The organism is Dehalococcoidia bacterium (assembly GCA_035574915.1).
Taxonomy (GTDB): domain Bacteria; phylum Chloroflexota; class Dehalococcoidia; order DSTF01; family WHTK01; genus DATLYJ01.
On the sequence record DATLYJ010000164.1, the window covers coordinates 1 to 21,798 of the forward strand.

Consider the following 21,798-nt stretch of genomic DNA (forward strand, 5'->3'; position numbering starts at 1 on the left):
TGCCTCGCCGACAGGGGCGAGGCGTTAGCGACCGCCGACTGGAAGACGGCGGACTGGGGTTACGTCCGCCTGCACTGGGGCAGGGCGTCGCCTCAATCGTGCTATACGCAAGAGTGCCTGGGCGTTTGGGCGCGCCGCCTCATCGAGACCTGGGATGAACGCGAGGACGTCTTCGTGTTCTTCAACAACGACGCCAACGCCTGCGCCCTGCGCGACGCGGTCGCGCTGGCAGACCTCGTGCGGGAGGCCGGCCGCCGAGTCTCGGCGACGCCAAGGCCGGAGGAACTGACCGTCCAGGAGTGGTGAGCGGCGCCACACAACCGCACCGCCAGGCTTGATACCCCATGGGGGTAAGGGTATAATCAGGCCAACTCCACCTGGAGGAGCGGGATGAGCACGACACGTATTGGATTGAGCTTCAGGCCGAAGGCCTGCTTGCGCTGCGGCGGGGACGCCTACCTGAACCGCGAGGACGACCCGGAGTGGGTTTGCCTGCAGTGCGGCCGCGTCGTACCGACGGCGGCGCCGGTAGTGGCGCTCGAAGGCCGAAAGGAGGCGCGTGCGGAGGCCGTGCCCGCGAGCCGCGCCGCCTGACCGGCCTGCGTGACCGTCTAGAATGCTGGGGCGCCACCGCGGCGCCCCAGCGCTCTTTGTGTCCACCTCGGAGGTCAGTCTTGGCCGATGTCACCGTCTACGGCGCTCCCTGGTGCCCGGACTGCCGGCGTTCCAAGCAGTTCCTCTCCGAGCAGCGCGTCCCTTATGAGTGGGTGGACATCGACAAGGACCCGGACGCGGCCGCCTTCGTCCGGCAGACGAACAACGGCAAGCAGATCATCCCGACGATCGTCTTCGCCGACGGCTCCTACCTCGCCGAGCCATCGAACGACGACCTGGCCCGCAAGCTGGGCCTGACCCTGCAAGCCGAGCGGTCCTTTTACGACCTCATCATCATCGGGGGCGGGCCGGCCGGCCTGACGGCGGCGATCTACGGCGCCCGGGAGGGCATCGACTGCCTGGTGATCGAGAAGAGCGCCCTCGGTGGCCAGGCGGGCGTGACCGAGCGCATCGACAACTACCCGGGCTTTCCCGAGGGCATCAGGGGCGCGGACCTCGCCGACCGCTTCGTCGAGCAGGCGCGCCGCTACGGGGTCGAGCTGCTGTCCGCGGTTGGCGTCCGGTCCATCCGGCGGGAAGGTCACGATATCGTCTGCCTCACGGATAACGGCCACGAATACCGCTCCCATTCGGCCATCATCGCTACCGGCTCTCACTACCGGCGCCTCGGCGTCCCGGGCGAAGAGGAGCTGATCGGCGCTGGCATTCACTTTTGCGCGACCTGTGATGGTCCCTTCTACCGCGGCGCGAAAGAGCTGATGGTAATCGGGGGTGGGAACTCGGCAGTGGAGGAAGGCATCTTCCTGACTCAGTTCACGGAGAAGGTTTTGCTCGTCGATCACAGCCGGGAGCTGCGGGCGAGCGCGCTCCTGCAGGAGAAGGCGCGGTCGCTGCCTAACTTCGAGATAATGACGAGCATGCAGGTCACGGAGTTCAAGGGACATTCGCGAGTGAGGGCGGTGTACGCCAAGGACCTCAAGAGCGGGGAGGTTCGCGAATTCCACCCTGACGCCGTCTTCGTGTTCATCGGCCAGAGCCCGAACAGCGGTTGGCTGGCCGGGTCGCTCGACCTGGACGCTGCCGGGTTCATCGTGACGAGCGACACTTTCGAGACCTCGCTCCCGGGCGTGTTCGCGGCGGGGGACGTGCGCGATGGGAGCACGAAGCAGTTGGCCAGCGCCGTCGGCGAAGGCACGACGGCGCTGCTCATGGTGCGAAACTACCTGCGCAAGCTTGGCGACCTGGGACGTCACGACATCGAGGCGGGCTGAGGCGCGCGGATGGATGCGCTACGCCAGGACGCAAGGAAGGAGCACATGGAGCGTGCCGGGATGACACCTGCGGGCCTGGAGATCGAGCCCTTCGGCCGGGAGCACTGGGCCGAGGCGGCCGTCGTGCTCGCGCGAGCCCATGCCGCGGACCGCGTGCGCGAACCGATGCTGCCGGCCCGCTACGAGGACCCGGAGGCGGCTTATGGGCTCGTCGAGAGGACGTGCGGACCGGCGGTGGGCGTGGTCGCCTCTCGCGGCGGGCGGGTGGTGGGATACCTGGTAGCGTCGTTCTCGAACGAGACGATGGAGAACGTCGCCGAGGTCTCGACCACGATGGCCGCCGTGCTCCCGTCCGAGGGCGCGGAGACCTGGCGGTGGATGTACGCCGCGGCCGCAACCCGGTGGCTGGAACGCGGTTGCTTCGTGCACTACGTCCAGGTCCCCTCCACGGACGACGTGGCGGTCGGCGCCTGGTTCTCCCTGGGCTTCGGGCAGTACTCGGTATACAACTGGCGGGCAGCGTCCCCCGTCCGCGGCCCCGAGGCCGAGGTGGTGATCCGCCAGGTCGGCCTGGAGGCCTTCGAGGAGGTCTGGACGCTGCGGGCCGGCCTGCGCCGGTACAATGCCACCGCGCCGATACTTCACCCGCGGATCGAGCGCCTGGGCCCGGCAGCGGAGCGCGCCCGGGAGACCACGCGCGCCAGCATGGCGGAGGGCAGAAACGCTTACTTCGTGGCCCGGCAGGAGGGGCAGCCAGTAGGTCTGATGATCTTCACGCCTCCGGGCCCTGACGACCGTCTGACGCCCGATGGCTCCGTCTACCTGTGGATCGCTTTCGTAGACGAGGCGGCGCGGGCGGGCGGCATTGGGGCGGCGATGGTGAACCGCGGCCTCGCCTGGGCGCGCGAGCAGGGCTACGAGGTGTGCACCGTCGGCTACTTCTCGCCGAACCTGCTCGGCGCGCGGTTCTGGCAGAGCAAAGGGTTCATGCCGCTCGGGTATACGCTCGAGCGCCGCATCGACCCGAGGATTGCCTGGGCGAAGGACTAAACGCCGGCAGGCCGGGCCTGTCTGTTCGTCCGGGGCGCGAGCATGGCCTCCGCAGGCGTCAGGTCCCTGCCGGCGGCTTCGAAAGCGCCTCCAGCCGGTCCAGCCGGTCGCGTAAGGAGCGGTTCTCCTCGGCCAGCTTGTCGACCTCCTCGCGCAGCTTCTTGAGCTCGTCGCCCTTGTCCTGACCGGCCTTGATCTTCGCGATCGCGTCGCGGGCGCTACGGATGACCCGCCCGTCGACCTCGCGTTCGACCGCGCGCTCGAGGTGAGGGATGGCGCGGGCGTCCTTGACCTCGGCGAGGGCTTCGATGGCGCTGACCTGGACGCGGAACCAGCCGTCGGCGATGAGCTCGCAGAGCCTGTCGAGGACGTCGCCCTTCTGGCTTTCCGGCACGAACTCCGCGAACTTCCCCAGGGCGGACGCCGCGGCCGCGCGCACGGAATGGTGTTTCCCCCACCGTGTCCACTCGAGCGCGATGGGCAGAGCCTGCGGGTCCCGCAGCTCCGCCAGGCCGGACATGACGCTGCTGCGGATGACTTCGTTCTGAGAGTCCTTGCCAAGGGCGTGCTGCAGGGCGGCCAGCGCGCCGGGCTGGCGCGTTTTACCGATGGCAGCCGCGGCGGCAGCTTCGACGTAGTAGCTCTCGTCACCCTCGTAGAGGACGCGCTCGAGAGCGCGGGCGGCGCGCTCGTCGCGGAACTCGCCCAAGGCGCTCATGACCGCGCGGCGCGCGCGCGGGTTCGGGAGGCCGACGCCGGTGAGGAGCTCCTCTAGGGCCAAGGATGTCCTTATCGAACCCAGCGCCTTCGCCGCCTCGGCCTGGACGGCGAAGAAGGGGTCTTCGCGCAGCGCCGCACCGAGGGCGCGGATCGCTTCGACATCCCCTTTCTTGCCCAGGGCGCGGGCGGCGGCGATGCGCCCGAGTACGTCGTCATCCCGGGCAAGCTGCTCGCGCAGCATCTCGGCGGGACGCTGGAAGTCCATGGTCTTGAGGATGTGTCCGCCGGGATCGACGCGCGCGAGCTTCGGCTTCGAGGTCAGGGGGAAGTGGAACGCTTGCTCCCGCTGCGCCAGCTCGATGCGGAAGGCGGTGCGCTCTCCCGATTCGCTGGTAAAGTCCACGGTCATGGGGAGGCGGAACTCGCGCGCGACGTCCTCGCCTTCCTGCGTCTGCTTGAAGGACAGCCTGGCCGCCTTCGACTCCTCGTCCCAGGAATACTCAGCCTTCAGTTCCGGGTGGCCGGCGCCGTAGACCCACTGGTCGAAGAACCAGTCCAGGTTGCGTCCCGTCGCCGTCTCGATCGCCTTCTGGAGGTCCGGGGTGGTGACGTTGCGGCTGCGGTTGGTGGCGACGTAGAGCCGCACAGACTTCCAGAAGAGGTCTTCCCCCAACTCGTGCCGGAGCATGTCGAGGACGACAGCGCCCTTTTCGTACAGGTGGCGGTCGAAGAGGTCAATCGGGTAGTTGTAGACGTTTGTGACGATTGGCCGCCGGTAGCGTGAGGAGGCCTCGGTCAGGTAACTGTCGACCTCCTGCTGGAGGTAGTAGCGGTACCAATCGGTGCCGCGCTGGTGCTCGTGCCAGAGCAGCTCACAGAAGGTGGCGAAGCCCTCGTTCAGCCAGCCGTGCGACCAGTCGCGGCAGGTGAGCAAGTCCCCGAACCACTGGTGGGCCAGCTCGTGGGCGATGAGGTAGTCAGGGTCCTGGTCAAGCCGGGCGCGCGCGTCATAGAGGATGTTCTCCGTGACGGTAGTCGCGCTTACGTTCTCCATGCCGCCGAAAATGAAGTCCTGCACGACCACCTGGGCGTACTTGGCGTAGGGATAGCGGACGCCCGTCTTCTCGGAGAAGAGCCGCATCATCTCGGGCGTGTTTTTGAAGACCTCCCGACCGTCGGCCTCGCGGCCGGGCGGCACGTAGTAGGTAATGGGTATGCCGTCCCACTCGTCCCTGACTTCGCCGAACTGGCCGGCGACGACGCTGGTCAGGTAAGTGACGTGGGGCACGTCCTGGCGCCAGTGGAAGGTGCGAGTGCCGTCCGGGTTCTGGTCAACGCCGGTGAGCTCGCCGATGGCGATTACGGTGTTGGGCTCCTTGACGGTGACGTGCAGTTCGCTGGTCGCCAGGTCATTCGTGAAGTCGTAGCAGGGGAACCAGTGCTTGCTGTCCTCGTCCTGGCCCTGGGTCCAGGCTTCGAGGCGCTTGTGGGGGTAGGCCTCGTCCGGCCGGATGAAGTAGAGGCCCCGTCGCGGGTTCTCGCCCCGGAACTCGACCGTGACGCTGAGGTCCTCCCCGGCCTTCCGCGGCGAATCGAGGTCGATGCGGAGGCGGCCTTCGGAGAGGCTGAAGCTCAGGTCGCGCTCGCCTCCCAGGGAGACGCGGCGGATCTCGAGGCCGACAGCGTCCAGGTCGAACCGTCGCAGGCCGTCGTTTATGGGCGCGAAAGTGTGCGTGACGGAACCCTCGATCCGCGCCTCGGCCAGGTCCAGGGCCACGTCCAGGCGCATGTGCTTGATGTCGACGGCCCGGTCACGCGGGTAGCGGGGCTTGTCTCCGGGGAGGGGAAAGCGGCCGTCAGCCCGGGCGGAGAGGAGGCCGTGCGCCCGGCAGGCGACCCCGGCTTCGATGAGGTCAGTCACGTGCAACGCTCCCTGGCACAGTTGACATAAAGACCCAGCGGCTGCCGGCCAGCCGCTTCCTTCTTCGCATCACTCTACAAGGAATGGCCTAGTCGAGATACTCCTCGATGACCTGAAAGGCACGGGCCGCTGTCTGCTCCTTGTAGGCCTGGCGGTCGCCTTCCCAGCGTTCGTGGCGCACATGCGAGAGGCGGTCGCGCACGACCAGGGCGATGTACACGGTGCCGGGCGGCTTCTGGGGTGAGCCGCCACCGGGTCCCGCGATTCCCGTGACGCCAATGGCGATGTCGGCGTCCAGCCGCTCCCTCACGCCGCGCGCCATGGCGAGAGCAGCCTCTGCGCTCACGCTGCCGTGCTCGCGCAGGAGGTCCTCGGGAACGCCGAGGAGCGCCGTCTTCGCCCGGTTGTGATAGGCCGTGGCGCCGCCCAGGAAGCAGCGCGAGCTGCCCGGCACGTTGGTGAGAAGATGGCTGATGAAGCCGCCCGTGCAGGACTCGGCGACGGAGAGAGTGAGGCCACGCCCGGAAAGCAGCGCGATCACGCGCGACGCCAGCTGTTGAGCCTCCGTTGTCACCTCAGCCTTCCGTACGGGACGCGGACTGCGAGGCCTTCGCTCGACGGCCGGGCCGGGGCCTCCGGCCGCGGCACCTAACGCTTGCTCCAGGTGCTGCCTTGCGGCGTATCACCGATTTCGATGCCCAGGCCAGCGAGGGCGTCTCGGAGGTGGTCGGCGAGGTCGAACTGCTTCTGGCGGCGCAATGCCGAGCGCAAGTCGACGATCAACTCGATCAGCGCGCCCTCGATCGAGGAGTCGGCTTTGAGGCGCCTGGTGAGGGCCTGCACCTGCGCCAGCAGTTCGACGCGCTGCTCCGCCGGCAAGCTCGACAGCCCTTCGACAAAGCGGACGAATTCAGCCGCGTTGTCCGGTTGGCTCACGGGGCCATCCGAGAACTCGTAGCCCGAGACCGAGCGTCGAGGGTCGAAAGTAGTCACCACGTGCCGGTCATGGCTGCGGAAGGCGTCGAAGGGCACGGTCTCACCGGCCTCCACGCGACGGCTGTCGCCGTCCCCGATCAGCGTGATTCCTGACTGGCCCGTGACGCGGGCGGTCTCGCTGTGATGGTCGAACGTCACGGAGGTGTAAGCGTCTATGCCCACGATGGTCACGTCCGGGGGCAAGAGGGACTGCAGGACGTCGAAGCGCTCCGCGCCGACGTAGCAGTAACGGCTGTCGAAGTTCTCGCCGCCGGAGGTGTCGTCGAAGTGCGGCACGATGGCGACATTCAAGCCCAGGCGCCCGAACAGGTCGAGGCCATCCAGCCAATGCGGGTCCTCGCCGACCTTGAAGATCTCGTACACCGGCAGGGCGTAGCGGCCGAGAGCGATGGAGGCGGCACTGGCGAAGAGCACGTCCGCCCCTTCCTCGAAGCGCTGGACAACGGCGTCCCAGACCGGCGTATCGCGCCAGTGACGGATGGCGTAGGTCGGGCTTCCCGGGCCGGCGAAGATGAGGTTCGAGTCGCGCACCTCTGCGACCGCGGCAGCGACGCGGTGCTCGGGCTCGCGTTCGCGGTGGCGGAAACTGGCCACGCGCAGGTCGAGCTGGAGGTAGTGGCGGTAGTAGTCGAGCGCCTTCTGGACGATGGCGTCGACGTTGGGCTCGAAGCCCGCCGTCGTATCGAGGAAGACGGGCCGGGCCGGCTCCTGCACGCCCGCGAGCACCTCACGGTGCACGCGACTCATGGCGGACATCAGTTCGCCGGCGCCAACGAGAGTGATCCTACCGGGCATAGCTTCGTGGAATCCTCGAGAGGCTCCCCCGTGCGGGGAGGCGCAAGGTGCGCGCGCCCAAGTATAAGCCATCCAGGGGCGGGCCCGTCCGGCCGGCTCGCTTTCTGCTGACAGCCGCTGTCGGGAGACCGCGGGTCTTCACGGCGGACCGAGACTCGGGAGAGAGGCGCCGGCCTTGCCGCGCCTCGCGGGCCGCGGCACAGGGGCCCCAGGGTGCGTGATAAAATTGAGGCAAGACGGATCGACTGGCGGGACCCCCGTTCAGGGGGTTTCGTAGCGTTTGGGACACGATGCTGGACAAACTGAAGGCTATCGAAGAGCGGTTCGACGCCATTACGGAAGAGATGGCGCGGCCGGACGTGGTGGGCGACTACCAGCGCCTGCAGGCGCTGGCGAAGGAGCGCGCCGCCCTGGAGGACGTCGTGTCCCTGTACCGCGAATACCGGCGCGTGACGGATGAGATCGAGGACGCGCGCTCTCTCCTCCACGAGGGCTCCGATCCTGAGATCGCGCGCCTGGCGAAAGAGGAGATCGAGGCCCTCGAAGACAAGCAGGCGCGCCTGGAGGAGCAGATCAAGCTCGCCCTGCTGCCCAGGGACCCGCATGACGACCGCGACGTGATCGTGGAAGTGCGCGCGGGGACGGGCGGCGAGGAGGCGGGGCTCTTCGCCGGCGACCTCTTCCGCATGTACTCGCGTTACGCCGAGCGCAAGGGCTGGGGCGTGGAGGTCCTGTCGGCGAGCGAGAGCGAAAAGGGTGGCTTCAAGGAGATCATCTTCGAGGTGCACGGCAAGGGGGCGTACTCGCGCCTGAAGTACGAGAGCGGCGTCCACCGCGTCCAGCGCGTGCCGGTGACGGAGGCGCAGGGCCGCATCCACACGAGCGCGGCCACGGTCGCCGTCCTGCCGCAGGCCGAGGACATCGAGGTCGATGTCGACGAGAAGGACCTGAAGTGGGACATCTTCCACTCGGGTGGGGCCGGCGGCCAGAACGTGAACAAGGTGGCCACTGCCGTGCGCGTTACGCATTTGCCGACCGGGATGGTCGTGCAGTGCCAGGACGAACGCTCGCAGCTGAAGAACAAGACGAAGGCGCTGATGATCCTCAAGTCGCGTCTGCTGCAAATGCGCGAGGAGGAGCAGGCGGCCCAGCTCTCGGAGAGCCGTCGGCTGCAGGTCGGGGGCGGGGACCGCTCCGAGAAGATCCGCACCTACAACTTCCAGCAAGACCGCGTCACCGACCACCGCGTAGGGTTCACGCGCCACAACCTGCAAGCCTTCCTGGACGGCGAGATTGACGACGTCATTGACGCCGTTGCGACGGCGGACCAGGCGCAGCGCCTGGAAGAGTCCCTCGTTTGACGATCGCGGAGACACTTGCGGACGCGCGGAGGCGTCTCGAGGCAGGCGGAATCGAGGACGCCGCCATCGAGGCCGAAGTGCTGCTGCGTCACGCGCTCGGCCTCTCGCGTGAAGAGATGCTGTCGGGCTTGCGCGATGGCATCTCCGGCGAAGCGACCTGCCGCTTCGAGGCGATGCTGTCGCGCAGGCTGGCGCACGAGCCGACGGCCTATATTGTCGGACGCCGCGAGTTCTTCGGCATCGACTTCGAGGTCACCCGCGCCACCCTGATCCCTCGCCCGGAGACGGAACTGCTGGTCGAGGCGGCTGTAGCCCTGGGGAAGGCGCGAAGCCGCATCCGTCGCGGCCCGGTCTTCGCCGATATCGGGACGGGGTGCGGAGCGATCGCGGTGGCCCTGGCGATGAACGTGGCGCGCTCGGACGTCCACGCTGTGGACGTGTCTCCGGAGGCCTTGGAGGTCGCGCGGCGGAACGCCCAGCGGCACGGCGTCGCTGACCGCGTGTATTTCCATCGGGGCCACCTCCTCACGCCCCTCCCGGAGTACGTGGACGTGGTGGTCGCCAACCTGCCCTACGTGACCTCGGGCGAATGGCAGCGCTTGCCGCCCGAGATCCGGGACCACGAACCTCGCTCTGCCCTCGATGGCGGCCCGGACGGCCTCGACCTGGTGCGGGAATTGCTGCGAGAGGCGCCGCGCTACCTGCGGCCGAGGGGGTGCGTCGTCATCGAGTTCGGCGCCGGGCAGGCGGAGGCCGTCAGGGAAGCCGCGCGACAGAGCTTCCCGGGGTATCGGCTGGAGACCCTCCCCGACCTTGCAGGCCTGGATCGGGCACTGATCATCGCCCCGCAAGACTGACCATCGCACAGATTTGGGCAGATTTGCGGCGCGATTTCCGCTAATCTCTCATTGGGGCCGGGCTGATCCCGGCCGCCGGAGGGTGAGGGCATGACCGAGAACAGGACCCCCGAGCAGCGCTTCCTTGCCGCGGTGAGGGACCATGCCGAGGCGCGCAAGGAGATGGACTTCCAGGGCTTCCTGGCCTACATCCACCCGGAGGCCGCGGCGCAGATGCGTCAGATGCTCGGCGGAGGCCAACCGGGCCGGATGCGTCTGCCGCGGCCGGACGACATAGTGAGCTTCGAGGTGCTGGAGGCGAAGTGTGAGGGCGACACCGGCCAGAGCCTGGTGCGGTTCACCGGCTATGGAAGCTTCGCCCTCAAGGAGTCATGGCGGCTGACGGAGGCTGGCTGGCGGGTGGTCGCCATCGAGCGTCCCCCGGAGATGGTCAAGCCGCCGAGCCTTATACAGCGCATCAAGCGCATTCCCAACGCCTTCGCCACGGTAAGGATGTCGCGCCCGCCCGGGGCCGGGCCCGGCATGATGGGCCGCCGCTAAGCCAGCACGGCCCGCCGCGCGCGTAAGATCATCCAGGCATGGCCGAGGCTCAGGAGCTAGCAATCGCCAGCGTGCGGGGGCCGGTGCGCGCCCTCTTCCATCCGCCCGCCGAAAACGGCGCTGTCGTCGTCTGCGTGGGCGGCTTCGACGGGGGCTTCGATGGCCCGGCGGACGGCCTCTTCCCGGCGCTGGCCGAGGACCTTGCGCCGCACGGCATCGGCGTGCTGCGCGTCGACTTTCGCGACCGGCGCGCGCCAGGGATCGTCGCCAACGGCGCGACCGACGTGTTGGCGGCCGTCGAGGAAATGAAGCGTCGTGGCGTCAGGCGCTTCGGACTGGTCGGCCACAGCTTCGGGGGCGCCGTGATGATCCGCGTCGGCGCCTTCACGCCTGAAGTGAAGACGGTGGTCACCTTGAGCACCCAGACGGCGGGCGCGCTGGACGCGCCGAAGCTAGCACCGCGCTCCATCCTCCTCATCCACGGCCTGGACGACGTCCGCTTGCCGCCGGACTGCTCGCGCTATATTTACGCCATCGCCAAGGAACCGAAGCGGCTGGTGCTCCTGCCCGGCGCTCGCCACAGCCTGCGCCAGGCAGCGGGTGATGTCCGGCGCCTCGTTGGGGAGTGGTTGATCACGGAGTTGAAGTAGCGCAGGGGACTTCGGGTTGCGGCGCGGAAGACATGCCCTTAGTGCCGCGTGATGCCGGGCACGCCGAGGCGGATGACCTGCGAGACCTCCACCGTGACGATGAAGCTCTGACCCGTCCCGAGGGCCTGGATGCGAATGGCGGCCGTGCGGCGGCCGGGAGGAGCGCGCGACGCGTCCACGGTGACCTCTAGCTTGCCGTTGCGGTCGCAGGGCGCCTGAGGCGCGCAGGGGAGGTTCGGCCCGACGGCCGCGCCGGCATAAGGCCGGAGGACGATCCAGGGCTCGGTGGCCATGGCGTACCAGGCGAGGACGCCGGTGCCGGCGTTCTCGATCGTGATCGTCTCCACGGTCGAGCCGCTGCCGGGCGCTACACCCAGCTTGACTTCGGGCCTGGACACTCTGAGCTGGGGCGAGCCAAGCACGCGCTCGCGCAGCCGTGGGTCGGGAAGGGGCGTCGGGTCCAGGTGGAAAGGCTGAGGCGTCGGGATGTCCATGCTCGCGTAGGGGAAGACGAAGTTCGCGAGCTTTAGTGGCTCCCGCCAGGCGGGGTTGCTGAGGTCCGGGAGCGAGACGGGTATGCCCTGCCAGAGCGGCCTGCCGTCCACGATCGGTGGGTTCGCAATGCACCCGAAGACCAGCTCCTGATAGGGGTAGTTGGCCCGGTTGTGGCCCTTGCCGTCCCCGGAGGGGCCGCAGGAATACTGGGGCCGCGGCCAGGTGCCGTAGACCGGGTCCATCGGGTGGTTGCTGCGGTTCGCCCCCGGCCCGGTAAAGCCGTTGTAGCTCCAGACGGCGAAGTACCAGTTCTCCAGGAGCTCGGGCAGGCCGTTGGTGTCCGTGCCGGCCACCGGCCTCAGCTCCGGCGCCTGGTTCCATTTGTCGGCCAGGATGGCAGCGCCGCGGGCGATGTTGTAGGCGAAGTGCGTGGCGACGAGGGCCTGTTCCGGCGAGGCGCGCCCGCCTTCGCCCAGGGCGACCGTCATGCCGGACGTCACCTGCGCGATCCCATGGCCGCAGTCGAAAGACACCAGCGCCGGGCCAATCGACCCGAAGGGCACATCGACCGCCGCCTGCGTGATGCTGCTCTCGATCCAGGAGATGGCCTTCATCAGGGTCGGGGGCACGCGACCCGGCTGGGTCGAGCGCGAGGTGCGTGGTCCAAACTCCAGGTTCGGGATACCGAAGTAGGGGTCGCCCGGGAAGAGCATGTTCGCGGCGGCGAGTTCGATGGTCGTCAGGAAGAGAGAGCGGTCCTTGAGGTCCTCGTATGTCGTCGGCGCCGTCGGAAAGATGCACTCCGCGCGCGCCGGGCGCGCCGGCGCGACCGCCGCCATGACCGCCAGCAGGAAAGCGGCCGCAGCCAGGGCCAGCCGTCGCTGGCCACTCAGGAGCGAAAGGACCCGCCTAGCGATACGTCCAGCCAATGAAGGTGACCTCTCCCTGGGCGATGGTGCGGCGTTGGCCGTCGCGGCCTATGACGACGAGCGAGGCCAACCCCGGCGATGTGGCGCTGGGGCCGTCGAAGGAGCGGGCCGCGACACGGGCGCCTGAGCGAGACCAGGACAGGGGCACGTCGAACCCGCGCGGGCGAGAGCCAAGGACTTCGCCGTCTAGAAGCACCGCCCCGGCCCCGCCGCGGAGTGCGCCCAGCGTCAGGCCGCCGGACGGCGTCCAGGCCGGGCCGAACTCGTCGCCAGCCTCGCCCACGGCGGCGAGCGCTCCAGTCGCCAACTCCAGTACCTGCACCTGAGAACGGGACCGCGGCCCGTCCGGCGTCAGCGTGAGGAAGGCCAGCCTGGACCCGTCCGGCGAGAGAGCCCAGTCGCGGGTCAGGTCATCGGAGAGCCGCGCTACTGGCGCGCCCGTCAAGGCTACGGTGTCGACTCCATAGAGGTCAGAGCCCGCCCTCGAGACGGCGGCGTAGTAGAAGGTACGTCCGTCCGGGCTGAACCCTGCCGGGAAGAGGGCGACTTCGGAGCGGGCGAGCACCGAGGCCGCTCCGTCCGGTACCCTCACCTGCACCAGCTCGTAAGGCCCCTCCGTACCTGCCGGGGGGTCGATCGCCGAGCCCGACCGGCGTACGACGAGGCTCGACCCGTCCGGCGACCAAAGCGGCCTCACGCGCAGGTCGAATGCGACGCCCAGGCGTCGCGGCGCCGTGCCGTCCATGCTGGCCGTCCAAAGCTCTGCCGGCGTGTCCGGTGCGGGGGCCGGCGTTTCAGGCGGCAGGACGGTGTAGGCGAAGGCTCGTCCATCGGGCGAGGCGGAGGCAATCATTCCGTATTCGGGGGCGTGGGGGACCCGGAGCAACCTGCTGCGGCGGGACGGCCGCGCCGGGTCGACGCGATAGACCGTATCCGCGCTCGGGCCGAACTCGGCGAGGACCAGGTACTCGGCTGCTCCTGGAACCGGCGCCGGTGAGGGGGAACGCAGCAAGTCGAGGACGAGGAGAAGGACGCCCGCAAAGACGAAAATCAGGCCGAGTGCGCCGGCGAGGCGGAGCGGCGGGAAAGTTGGGGCGCTGCGGGGAAGGGCCGCGGCCTTCGAGTAGTGAAGGAGCGGCCGTCTTGCTCTAGTTGCCATCGTTGCCTGTCAGGCCAGGGCCCGTACGCTCCTTCGACCGGCTCTAGCCGAGCCTCCCCTCGAAGGGGCGAATGCGGACCAACACCCCGCCTTGCTGGCGCGCTCAGGCCTCAGGACCCGATGGTTGTGGCGCCTCCCATGCCTTCTTGACGTGTCGAACGACGTACCACGCCACTAATACCACAAGCAGAGCCGCTGTGGGAATCTCGATAGGACGCATCCAGTCGCGGATATCGGCCCAGTTTTCGCCCAACTCGTAGCCGATCACGGCCAGCAGGAGCGACCAGATGAAGGAGCCAGCATAGGTGTAGATGGTGAAGCTCCAGAGGTTCATGCGGGCGACGCCGGCCGGGACGCTGATGAAGGTCCGCACCAGCGGCACCATGCGCCCGGCGAAGACGGCAACCTTGCCCCAGCGGGCAAAGAAGCGCTCGGCGTCGTCGAGGTCGGCCGGGGAGACGAAGACATAGCGCCCCCAGCGTTCCAGGAGGGGGCGGCCGCCCCATACGCCGACGTAGTAGGCGAAGATCGAGCCGAGCGTGCTGCCCAGCGCTCCGAGGGCTCCCGCCAGGGGCAGCAGTTCGTAGCCGTGGCCCTTCTCCTTCACCAGCATCCAGCCCGCGAGGGTCATCACGGCTTCGCTGGGGATGAAGAAGATCACAGTCTCGAGCGCCATGAGCAGGACTACGCCCGGCCACTGCATGAAGTCGTATGTGTCGCGGGTGAAATCGAGGAGCGCGTCTTCGATACCGCTCAGCACGGCGCGCCTCCACCCGACTCGGCGCGGCCTGACGGGGAGGCTGCGGGGCGGGTCATCATGGCGAGGATAGGCAGCCGCCCGAACGGGTGTCAAACATGGTCCCGTCCCCGATGGAGACGGGATTACGGGGCGGCGGCGATCTCGGCCTCGATCTCGCTCCACGGTCGAAAGCGACCCGGTGCCGCCAGGCCAACCGCGGAGGACATTTCCAGGTTTTGCTGGCCCAGCGGCACCCACTGCTGGTCGCGCCGCGCGTGATACTCGGCCAGCGCCTCGTCCATGGGGCGCTGGCCGCGGAGGCCCGCTGCCAGCGCGGGCGCCAGGAGCTGCACTTCGGAGAACGCCTTCGTGATCCCGAGGCCGTTCGTCGGGTCGAGGTGCAGGCCAGCGTCCCCTACCAGCGCCCAGCCGGGGCCATATGGCTTGCGGAAGTAGTGCGGCAGGTCGCCGGTGCCGAGAAAGCGCTCCTCACGGCGCCCGGCCCGCACCCTGGCGGCGAACTCAGCGTTCGCGAGCTCTATGCTCTCGAAGAAGGCCGCCTCCATGTTCGCCCGGAACGCCGCCATCTGCGCGCGGGGCCGCGCCGCGGCGATGCAGAGAAGCGAGCGGTTCGTTGGGAACGCGAGGACGCCGGCGCCGAGGGTGCCGTAGAGGTAGATGCAGTCCCGCTCGACCTCGACGCCGGAGAAGTAGGAGTAGTAGGCGCAGAGGAGGGTTTCGACGCGGTTGTACTCGGTTGGCTGCACCAGCCTCGCCACCCGGGAGTGGAGGCCGTCGGCGCCGACAACTATGCGCGCTTCTTCGCTCACGGTCCGCCCGGCAGCGTCGCGGGCCGTGATGCCGGTGACGGCCCCGTCCGGCGCGAAGAGCAGGTCACGGACGACGAAGTCCTCCCGCAGCTCCACTCCGGCCTTAACGGCCGCGTCCACGAGTATCTTGTCGAGAACGTGGCGCCGCGGGCAGAGGGCGATAGCCCTGCCTTCGGGGTCGTGCTCGCTGACCGTGACCTGAGGGCCGAGGGCGAAGCTTGTCCGGCGCAGGGGCGGGCACCCGGACGCGAGCACGGCGTCCAGCACACCCCACTGCGACAGCGCGGCGACGCCTGGCGGGTGGATGTAATGGGTGGACATGATGTCGCTGGGGAAGGTGTCGCGGTCCAGCAGGAGGACACGAAAGCCCTCGCGGGCGAGCAGCATCGCCGTTGGGGCGCCGGCGCAGCGGGCGCCGACTACTATCGCGTCATACATTCGCCACCCCTTTCGTGTCAGGGAATGCTATCCCAAGAGCCGGGCGCCGCGCAGCCTGCCGAGCCGCAAGCAGGCCGGCCGCGAGCACGTCCCGTTCTGACGGCGATAGCATCGAAGTGGCGGCGTGAGCGTTCCCAGGGACGAAACCGTTGCTGCGCGCGGAGGCCGATGGGCGGGGTCCCGTCCGGCGGGACACCTGTATAGTTCGAAAACCACGCGGAGGTAGTTCGAAGGAGCTTCTATGGAGATCAAGCCACCGGAGCAGACAGGCCTGTTCGAGGCGCTCTATACGACGCGCGCCCTGCGCCGCTTCAAGCCCGACCCGGTGCCGGACGAAGTCCTGTTCCAGGTGATCGACGCCGCGATCCGGGCCCCGGCGGGCGGCAACCAGCAGGTGTGGCACTTCCTCATCATCCGGGACCCCGAACTGCGTCTGAAGGTCGCGAAGTGGTATGAGGACGGCTGGAACAACTCGGGCTACCGCGAGGTCGAGACCGACCCGGCGCGGCTCGCGGCCTTGCCGCGGCAACAGCAGTTGGTGGTGCGGTCCGCGGCGTACCTGGCGCACAACATGCAGGAGGCGCCCGTGCTCGTGTTCGTCTGCGGGCCGAGGAACGCTGGCGGCAGCATCTATCCGGCGGTGCAGAATTTCCTCCTCGCCTGCCGTGGCATGGGGCTGGGCAGCACCCTGACGACTCTGTTCATGCGCAACTTCGACAAGATCGCGCAGGAGCTCGGCATACCGGAGGGACAACAGGCGTTCGCGCTCCTTCCGGTCGGCTACCCGCGCGACAAGTTCGGGCCTGTGAGCCGCCGGCCGGTCTGGAAGCACGCCAGCCTGGACCGCTGGGGCAATGAGTGGCCGTTCGCGAAGGCACAGCCAGACCAGGGCTGGCGGGACAAGTGGGTGGCGCCGGCCCAGGAAGGTTGAGTAGGAGCCCAACGGGCGCGAACGAGCAGCGCCTGGAGCACGAACCAAGAGATGGCCCGGGCTGAGGGCGAGCCAGCGAGGCGGCGTCGCCGTAGAGGCAGATGGCTCCCCTGCGAGCGCGACCCGGGCCTGCGGGCCGGTCGAGGTGCAGGGACAAGGGCTGCTGCCTGTTCGGGGCCCGAGCGCGTCCGCGCGGACTCGGCGCCCGGTCCTCTTCTGTCGCGTGCCCATTTCCAGCAGCCTGAAGCCGCCGGGGCGCGGCTGCGCTAGCATGATCGCGAAGTGCGCATTCTTGCCGTCGACGTCGGGACCGGCACGCAGGACATCCTGCTGTTCGACACTGCCCAGCCCGTCGAGAACAGCGTCAAGATGGTCATGCCCTCGCCAACCCAGATCGCCGCCCGCCGCATCCGCCGGGCCACGGAACAGGGGAGGCCGGTGCTGCTGGAGGGGACAATCGCTGGCGGCGGGCCCTGCGCGTGGGCGCTGGAGGAACACGTCCGCGCCGGCCTCGCCGCCTTTGCCACTCCGGAGGCGGCGCTGACATTCGACGACGAGATCGAGAAGGTCGAGGCGATGGGCGTCCGCCTGGTCTCGGACGACGAGGCCAGGGGGACGGACGCGGAGCGGGTCGTGCTGCGCGACCTCGACCTCGAGGCAATCCGGCGGGCCCTGGCCGCGTTCGACGCGGACGGGGGCTGGGACGCCGTTGCCGCCGGGTGCCTGGACCACGGCAATGCGCCTCCCGGTTACTCGGACCGCCTCTTCCGCTTCGACCACCTGCGGAGCGTGGTCGAGCGCGAGAACGACTTGCGGGCGTTCGCCTTCCTGCCGCAGGAACTGTCGGAGTACCTGACGCGCGCGCGCTCGATGGTGCGCTGCCTGCCGGAGGGCCTCCCCGCCGTTTTCCTGGACACCGGGCCAGCGGCCGCGCTTGGGGCGCTGGAGGACCCCGTCGTCCGCCGCGCTGGCCGGCAGGTGGTGCTGAACCTCGGCAACATGCACGCCCTGGCCTTCCACCTGCAGGGCGAGCGCATCGTCTCGCTCTACGAGCACCACACCGGCGAAATGACGACGGAACAGATCGAGGATTTCACCCGCCGGCTCGTAGAGGGCGCCCTTCGACACGAGGAGGTCTTCGGGTCAAAAGGGCACGGCGCCTTCTACGCGGGCCCCGACCGGGAGGTCGAGGGCCAGGGAGGAAGCGGGGACATGCCGCTCGTCGCCGTCACCGGTCCGCAGCGGTCGCGGCTGCGGGGCTCCGCGCTTCGCCCCTACCTGGCCGCCCCGCACGGCGACATGATGATCAGCGGCTGCTTTGGCATGCTGCGCGCCTTCGCCTACCGCTGGCCGGCGTGGCGTGAGGAGATCGAGGCGGCCCTGGAGGAGTAGGGGACTACAAGGCCCAGAATGCGGTAAGCAGAGACAGCGGGGGACTACGCGGCCGGCGCCGCTTAATTGATCTTCGTGATGTCGATTGTCTTCAGGCCGGTGATGTGCCTCCAGGTGCGGAGCTGCACATCCTTGACCTTGTGAGCCTTGAGCAGACGCTTTGCCTCGTCCGCGTGGCCGGCCGGCACGTAAAGGAAGAATGTCACGCCTTTGAGGCGCGATAGAGGCGCCCAGGACTCCGCGACGTCGGGGCGGAGCATGTCCGGCGTCACGACCTCGGCGACCATCACGGGGTGCTTTTCCGGCCACTGCAGGACGACGATGTCCGGGGTGAGCTCCCGGCCCAGCGTCGTGAATATCTTCTGCTCGACCTCGGGTTCGTTGATGAAGGTGCGGAAGTGCGGATACTCCGGCGTCGGGAAGGGGAAGTACTCCTCGGCGATGTTGCGTACGGCGGAGAGGTGGCTCTCCCTGTAGGACTTCTGGCTCGGCACGAGAAGGTGCTCAGTGTCCCGCCAGCGTTCTTCGACCCGCGCCCTCATTCGTCCCTCCAGGCCCTCAAGTCACACCGCTGGCATCATAACGACGCCGGATCTGAGGGTCTAGCGCGCCAGGGGGGCCAGGAGGGGGACGCACTCCGCGACCCGCGGGAAGCGCGTGGCTGATCACCACCAGCTGGCGGCGACGCACCGCGGACGACCTCCAGCCGGTGAGGCCAGGAGGGCGGCCCGGAGCTTCAAGGCTGCGGTGCAGGCGTGCGCTCGGCCCGGACGACCTGGTCCATGACGAACTCGAGGAACGTCGCCGCCTCGGACATAGTGAAGCGCTCGCGCTCCCACACGAGCCTCGCTTCGGCGCCGGGTTCGACTTCGAGGCGCACGCCGAGCTGCGGCCAGAGCGACGGGCGTACCTGGCGGTCGGGCTTGAGGATGTCCGGGCGCTGGGCGACGAGCCGGACGTAGGCCTCCGCGCAGGCCCGCACGGCGCCTGCGTAGTCGCCCTGGTCGATCGCGCGGTCAGCGGCCTCCATCGCCTCCCGATAGCCGGGGTCTTTGATGTCTGATGGCCTCGTCATCCTGCGAACCTCTGACCTCCGGAATCGCGAGCCGCGGGCCCAGCAAGCCTCCGGGCCTGCGCACCTCTGGCGTTCGAATCCGGCCCCGCCGGAAGGTAGTCCGGGCGGCCGGAAGTGCGGCTCAGATGGTGCTGTTGACCGGGAACTTGACGCCGTCCAGTTGCCGCTCGCGCCACTTCTGGTGCTCGCGGTGCCGCTCCTTGAACTCGGGCATGACCTCCTTCGCGAAGAGCTCCAGGGACTCCATGATGTGCTCGTGCTTCCGGTCGCCGCACTGGGCGATGAAGATCATCGCGTCCAGGTGCGCCGCCTCGTAGCGACGCAGGTTGTTGCGGATGAACTCCGGCGAGCCCATGAACCCGCCCCTCCGGCCGGCGCGATACAGGGCCCGCGCGCTCTCGTCGGCCGGCTCTTGAGCCGTGGCGGCGTCGCGCGCGGCTTCCGTCTGGGCGGCGTCGAAGCGCTGGCGAAACTCGCGGTAGAGGTGGTCGCGCCCCGGATTGCGCGGCGGGTTCGGTGGCGTGCCGCGCCCGAGCGAGTAGCCGAAGAACTGCGCGCCAGACAGGCCGCGCTCGATGGCCTCCTCGTCCGTCCTCGCGCACATGAGGTTGCCGACCGTGGCAACCGCGGGGTTGAGGGCCGCGCCGATCGGGCGCCGGCACTCGCGTACGAGCTCGTAGTAGCGCTCGATGCGCTCGGCCGCCTCCTCTGGCGTCTCGAAGCCGAAGCCGAGGGGGGCGATGCCCAGACGGCCGGCGACCATGAAGGTCTCTCGACGCGAGGCGGCGACCCAGACGGGTGGGTGCGGCTTCTGCAGTGGCTTGGGGATCACGTTGCGAACGGGCATGCCGAAGTGTACGCCTTCGTAGCCCTCGTAGGGGACGGAGGTCATCATGCGCACGCATTCGCGCAGCGCCTCTTCCCAGGCCTCCTTCTTCAACTCGCGCGGCGTGCCGAAGCCGCCAAGTTCCATGTCCGAGGCGCCTTCGCCCGTGCCGAACTCCACGCGCCCGTCCGACACCAGGTCCAGGGTGGCGATGCGCTCCGCGACGCGCGCCGGGTGGTTGACCCGCGGCGGCATGTGGACGATGCCGTGGCCGAGGCGGATGTTCTTCGTCCGCTGGGAGGCGGCTGCCAGCACTACTTCCGGCGCGGAGGAGTGGGAGTACTCCTCCAGGAAGTGGTGCTCGACCTCGAACACGTAGTCGAAGCCGAGCCTGTCGGCGAACTCGATCTGGTCCAGGGCCTCGTGGATGATCCGGCGCTCGTCGTCCGGGTCCCACTGGTCGTTGTCCAGGGGCTTGGGGAGTTGCAGCTCGTAGAAGAGGCCGAACTTCATGGCCGCCTCCGGCGATGGATGTGGCGGGATTGTACTACTAGCACCCTCCGGCGTGAGCCGTTTGGCGCTGCCCAGGCGCCCGCGTCTGCGCTACCGTCGAAGCGGAGGCACCGTCATGAAGAGGACCCTCGCCTTGCTCGCACTTGGGCTGGCGGGCGCTGGCTACGCCCGTTTCGGCCGCCCCCGGGTGCTCAACTGGGGCGCGACGCCGGAGGAGGTGAGCAGCCCGATGCCGGGCGACGACATAGTGCCGGACGCGTGGCTCCAGACGACGCGCGCCATCACCATCGAGGCGCCGCCGTCGGCGATCTGGCCCTGGTTGGTGCAGATGGGGCCCCGCCCGCGCGCCGGCGCCTACACGTATGACTGGATCGAGCGCCTTCTCGGCATAGACATCGAGAACAGCGACGTCATCCTCCCCGAGTTCCAGCGGCTGGAGGCGGGCGAGTGGCTGGGGCTGAACGAGAAGGGCCAGGGACTGCGCGTCGTCGCGCTCGAGGCTGAGAAGTACTTGCTTGTGCAGTGGGAGCCGCAGAAGTCCACCTGGCTCTTCGCCCTCTATCCCCAGCCCGGCGGCGTCACGCGTCTGGTCTCCCGCAACCGGCTCGCGCCGGCGGGACTGCTATCGCGGCTGTTCACCGTGGTGTTCATGGAGGCCGGGTCCCTGGTCATGGAGCGCAAGATGCTCCTGGGCGTCAAGGAGCGCGCCGAGCGCCTCTGGCGCGAGCAGCAAGGGCAGGCCGGCCGGGAAGCGCCCGCCGCAGCCGCGGAAGCGTAGGCGAGGCAGGCGCCTTGCCTTGCCGGCTAGCTATGCTAGCCAGTTCTCAGGAGACGTTCGGCATTTTCAGCGAGTGGCGGGCCTCTCGGCCTCCCGGTGGCAGTCTCTAGGCTATTTGGTCACATAAGTCCAATTCGACGGGACGACAGCCGCCAACGACCTCCCGGGCGTCGAGCTGGTTGTGGCGCCGCAGCGTTGAGGGCCGGGGCAGGTGTCGCTGCCGGGTTGGTTAGAGGGCTGACTCTAGGCTGTCCCGGATGCCGCCGTCCTCACCACTGGACGAGCATGGGCGAGTCTGCTCGATAGGGCGTAGACACGATTCCGCTGGTCAGGACCTTGCCAGTTCCATAACGTCGAGTCTAGCCGCCGGCTCAGGTGCCTCCGGAGAAGTGATCCATTGAGTGTGTAAGACGGGACCTTTCGAAAAGGTGAGTGTGCAGTTCAACACTCATCGAGGAGGTCCCGTCAAAGTCCATCCTAGCTCCCAGCCCGACCGAGAAGCTGCAGGCTATCTACGCTGTTTTGAGGGCAGTGAGGGCCGCGAGCAGGCGCTGCTTAGAGTTGTCTCTGCAGGGTCTGCTGGACGCTTACGTGTCCAGGGGCCTGCTGCAGGCTGTTCCGCCCTGGGGGTGCAGCCGTTGCGGCTCACGCGACCCGGCATCGTTCCGGCGTAACGGTGTTTACCGCCGCAAGCTCAGCACTCTCTCTGGCGTCATCGTCCTGGCAGTGCCCCGATTGCGTTGCCGCTGTGGCGCCCACGTCAAGCTCAGCTTCCCCGTCCTCGAGCCGCGCAAGCGTCACTGGTGGGACGTCTGGCTAGAGGTCGTGGAGGGCATCGGCGAGCGCGTCAGCGTCTGGCATCTGCGCGACCGCCTCTGGCGGAGAGGCGTCTATCTGGGCCGCAGCACCATCGTCCG

At 68.5% G+C, this 21,798-nt stretch carries 22 protein-coding genes; 12 read left to right on the top strand and 10 right to left on the bottom strand.

Features of this window, described 5'->3' with window-relative positions; all coding sequences use genetic code 11:
- The 4 genes from VNN10_14805 to VNN10_14820 form a co-directional block, all read left to right on the top strand.
- Positions 1–306, top strand: a 306-nt coding sequence (locus VNN10_14805; protein HXH23291.1) for a DUF72 domain-containing protein, incomplete at its 5' end; no start/stop codon positions are given.
- 84 nt (positions 307–390) lie between these two features.
- Positions 391–594, top strand: a complete 204-nt coding sequence (locus VNN10_14810; GenBank protein ID HXH23292.1) for a hypothetical protein — start codon at positions 391–393, stop codon at positions 592–594.
- A gap of 80 nt (positions 595–674) precedes the next feature.
- Positions 675–1,886: an FAD-dependent oxidoreductase gene (locus tag VNN10_14815; GenBank protein ID HXH23293.1), complete on the top strand. Its 1,212-nt coding sequence runs from the start codon at positions 675–677 to the stop codon at positions 1,884–1,886.
- A 60-nt stretch (positions 1,887–1,946) separates the two neighbouring features.
- The gene (locus tag VNN10_14820) at positions 1,947–2,936 is read left to right on the top strand and encodes a GNAT family N-acetyltransferase (GenBank protein ID HXH23294.1); all 990 of its coding nucleotides are present in this window, start codon (positions 1,947–1,949) and stop codon (positions 2,934–2,936) included.
- A 58-nt stretch (positions 2,937–2,994) separates the two neighbouring features.
- Here the strand turns inward: VNN10_14820 and VNN10_14825 are convergent, their stop codons facing one another.
- The 3 genes from VNN10_14825 to VNN10_14835 form a co-directional block, all read right to left on the bottom strand.
- On the bottom strand, positions 2,995–5,577 hold the full coding sequence (locus VNN10_14825; GenBank protein HXH23295.1) for a DUF3458 domain-containing protein: 2,583 nt from the start codon (positions 5,575–5,577) through the stop codon (positions 2,995–2,997).
- Between the two features lie 88 nt (positions 5,578–5,665).
- Positions 5,666–6,151 (bottom strand): CinA family protein, encoded by a 486-nt coding sequence (locus tag VNN10_14830; GenBank protein HXH23296.1) that lies wholly within the window; start codon positions 6,149–6,151, stop codon positions 5,666–5,668.
- A 74-nt stretch (positions 6,152–6,225) separates the two neighbouring features.
- A complete protein-coding gene (locus tag VNN10_14835) occupies positions 6,226–7,368 on the bottom strand; it encodes a hypothetical protein (GenBank protein ID HXH23297.1) in 1,143 nt (380 codons plus the stop codon).
- A gap of 290 nt (positions 7,369–7,658) precedes the next feature.
- Between VNN10_14835 and prfA the strand changes: the two genes are divergently transcribed.
- The 4 genes from prfA (at position 7,659) to VNN10_14855 (ending at position 10,776) form a co-directional block, all read left to right on the top strand.
- Positions 7,659–8,729, top strand: a complete 1,071-nt coding sequence (gene prfA, locus VNN10_14840; GenBank protein HXH23298.1) for a peptide chain release factor 1 — start codon at positions 7,659–7,661, stop codon at positions 8,727–8,729.
- Positions 8,726–9,586, top strand: a complete 861-nt coding sequence (prmC, locus tag VNN10_14845) for a peptide chain release factor N(5)-glutamine methyltransferase (protein ID HXH23299.1) — start codon at positions 8,726–8,728, stop codon at positions 9,584–9,586. The genes prfA and prmC overlap by 4 nt, the downstream gene beginning before the upstream one ends.
- A gap of 90 nt (positions 9,587–9,676) precedes the next feature.
- The gene (locus tag VNN10_14850) at positions 9,677–10,126 is read left to right on the top strand and encodes a hypothetical protein (GenBank protein ID HXH23300.1); all 450 of its coding nucleotides are present in this window, start codon (positions 9,677–9,679) and stop codon (positions 10,124–10,126) included.
- Positions 10,127–10,164: 38 nt separating this feature from the next.
- The gene (locus VNN10_14855; GenBank protein HXH23301.1) at positions 10,165–10,776 is read left to right on the top strand and encodes an alpha/beta fold hydrolase; all 612 of its coding nucleotides are present in this window, start codon (positions 10,165–10,167) and stop codon (positions 10,774–10,776) included.
- Between the two features lie 38 nt (positions 10,777–10,814).
- On the opposite strand, the gene VNN10_14860 is transcribed toward VNN10_14855, so the two are convergent.
- The 4 genes from VNN10_14860 to VNN10_14875 form a co-directional block, all read right to left on the bottom strand.
- A complete protein-coding gene (locus tag VNN10_14860) occupies positions 10,815–12,200 on the bottom strand; it encodes a hypothetical protein (protein ID HXH23302.1) in 1,386 nt (461 codons plus the stop codon).
- Positions 12,181–13,359: a hypothetical protein gene (locus tag VNN10_14865; protein HXH23303.1), complete on the bottom strand. Its 1,179-nt coding sequence runs from the start codon at positions 13,357–13,359 to the stop codon at positions 12,181–12,183. Before VNN10_14865 ends, VNN10_14860 begins: the two co-directional genes overlap by 20 nt.
- Positions 13,360–13,462: 103 nt before the next feature.
- Complete coding sequence (locus VNN10_14870; protein HXH23304.1) at positions 13,463–14,119, bottom strand: DedA family protein; 657 nt, start codon at positions 14,117–14,119, stop codon at positions 13,463–13,465.
- 122 nt (positions 14,120–14,241) lie between these two features.
- Entirely contained in the window at positions 14,242–15,366 is a 1,125-nt protein-coding gene (locus tag VNN10_14875; protein HXH23305.1) for an NAD(P)/FAD-dependent oxidoreductase, read from the bottom strand.
- Between the two features lie 241 nt (positions 15,367–15,607).
- On the opposite strand from VNN10_14875, the gene VNN10_14880 reads away from it, so the two are divergent.
- Both VNN10_14880 and VNN10_14885 read left to right on the top strand, forming a co-directional pair.
- On the top strand, positions 15,608–16,297 hold the full coding sequence (locus VNN10_14880; protein HXH23306.1) for a nitroreductase family protein: 690 nt from the start codon (positions 15,608–15,610) through the stop codon (positions 16,295–16,297).
- Between the two features lie 282 nt (positions 16,298–16,579).
- Positions 16,580–17,689 (top strand): DUF1786 family protein, encoded by a 1,110-nt coding sequence (locus tag VNN10_14885; protein HXH23307.1) that lies wholly within the window; start codon positions 16,580–16,582, stop codon positions 17,687–17,689.
- A gap of 62 nt (positions 17,690–17,751) precedes the next feature.
- On the opposite strand, the gene VNN10_14890 is transcribed toward VNN10_14885, so the two are convergent.
- The 3 genes from VNN10_14890 to VNN10_14900 form a co-directional block, all read right to left on the bottom strand.
- On the bottom strand, positions 17,752–18,231 hold the full coding sequence (locus tag VNN10_14890; protein HXH23308.1) for a hypothetical protein: 480 nt from the start codon (positions 18,229–18,231) through the stop codon (positions 17,752–17,754).
- Between the two features lie 194 nt (positions 18,232–18,425).
- Positions 18,426–18,764 carry a hypothetical protein gene (locus tag VNN10_14895; GenBank protein HXH23309.1) on the bottom strand — a complete coding sequence of 113 codons (339 nt, stop codon included), beginning with the start codon at positions 18,762–18,764 and terminating at the stop codon, positions 18,426–18,428.
- 121 nt (positions 18,765–18,885) lie between these two features.
- Complete coding sequence (locus tag VNN10_14900; GenBank protein ID HXH23310.1) at positions 18,886–20,103, bottom strand: LLM class flavin-dependent oxidoreductase; 1,218 nt, start codon at positions 20,101–20,103, stop codon at positions 18,886–18,888.
- A gap of 115 nt (positions 20,104–20,218) precedes the next feature.
- Here VNN10_14900 and VNN10_14905 point away from each other — a divergent pair, with 115 nt between their 5' ends.
- Positions 20,219–20,881 (top strand): SRPBCC family protein, encoded by a 663-nt coding sequence (locus VNN10_14905; GenBank protein ID HXH23311.1) that lies wholly within the window; start codon positions 20,219–20,221, stop codon positions 20,879–20,881.
- A gap of 561 nt (positions 20,882–21,442) precedes the next feature.
- A partial coding sequence (locus tag VNN10_14910; GenBank protein ID HXH23312.1) for a hypothetical protein occupies positions 21,443–21,798 on the top strand: 356 nt, incomplete at its 3' end.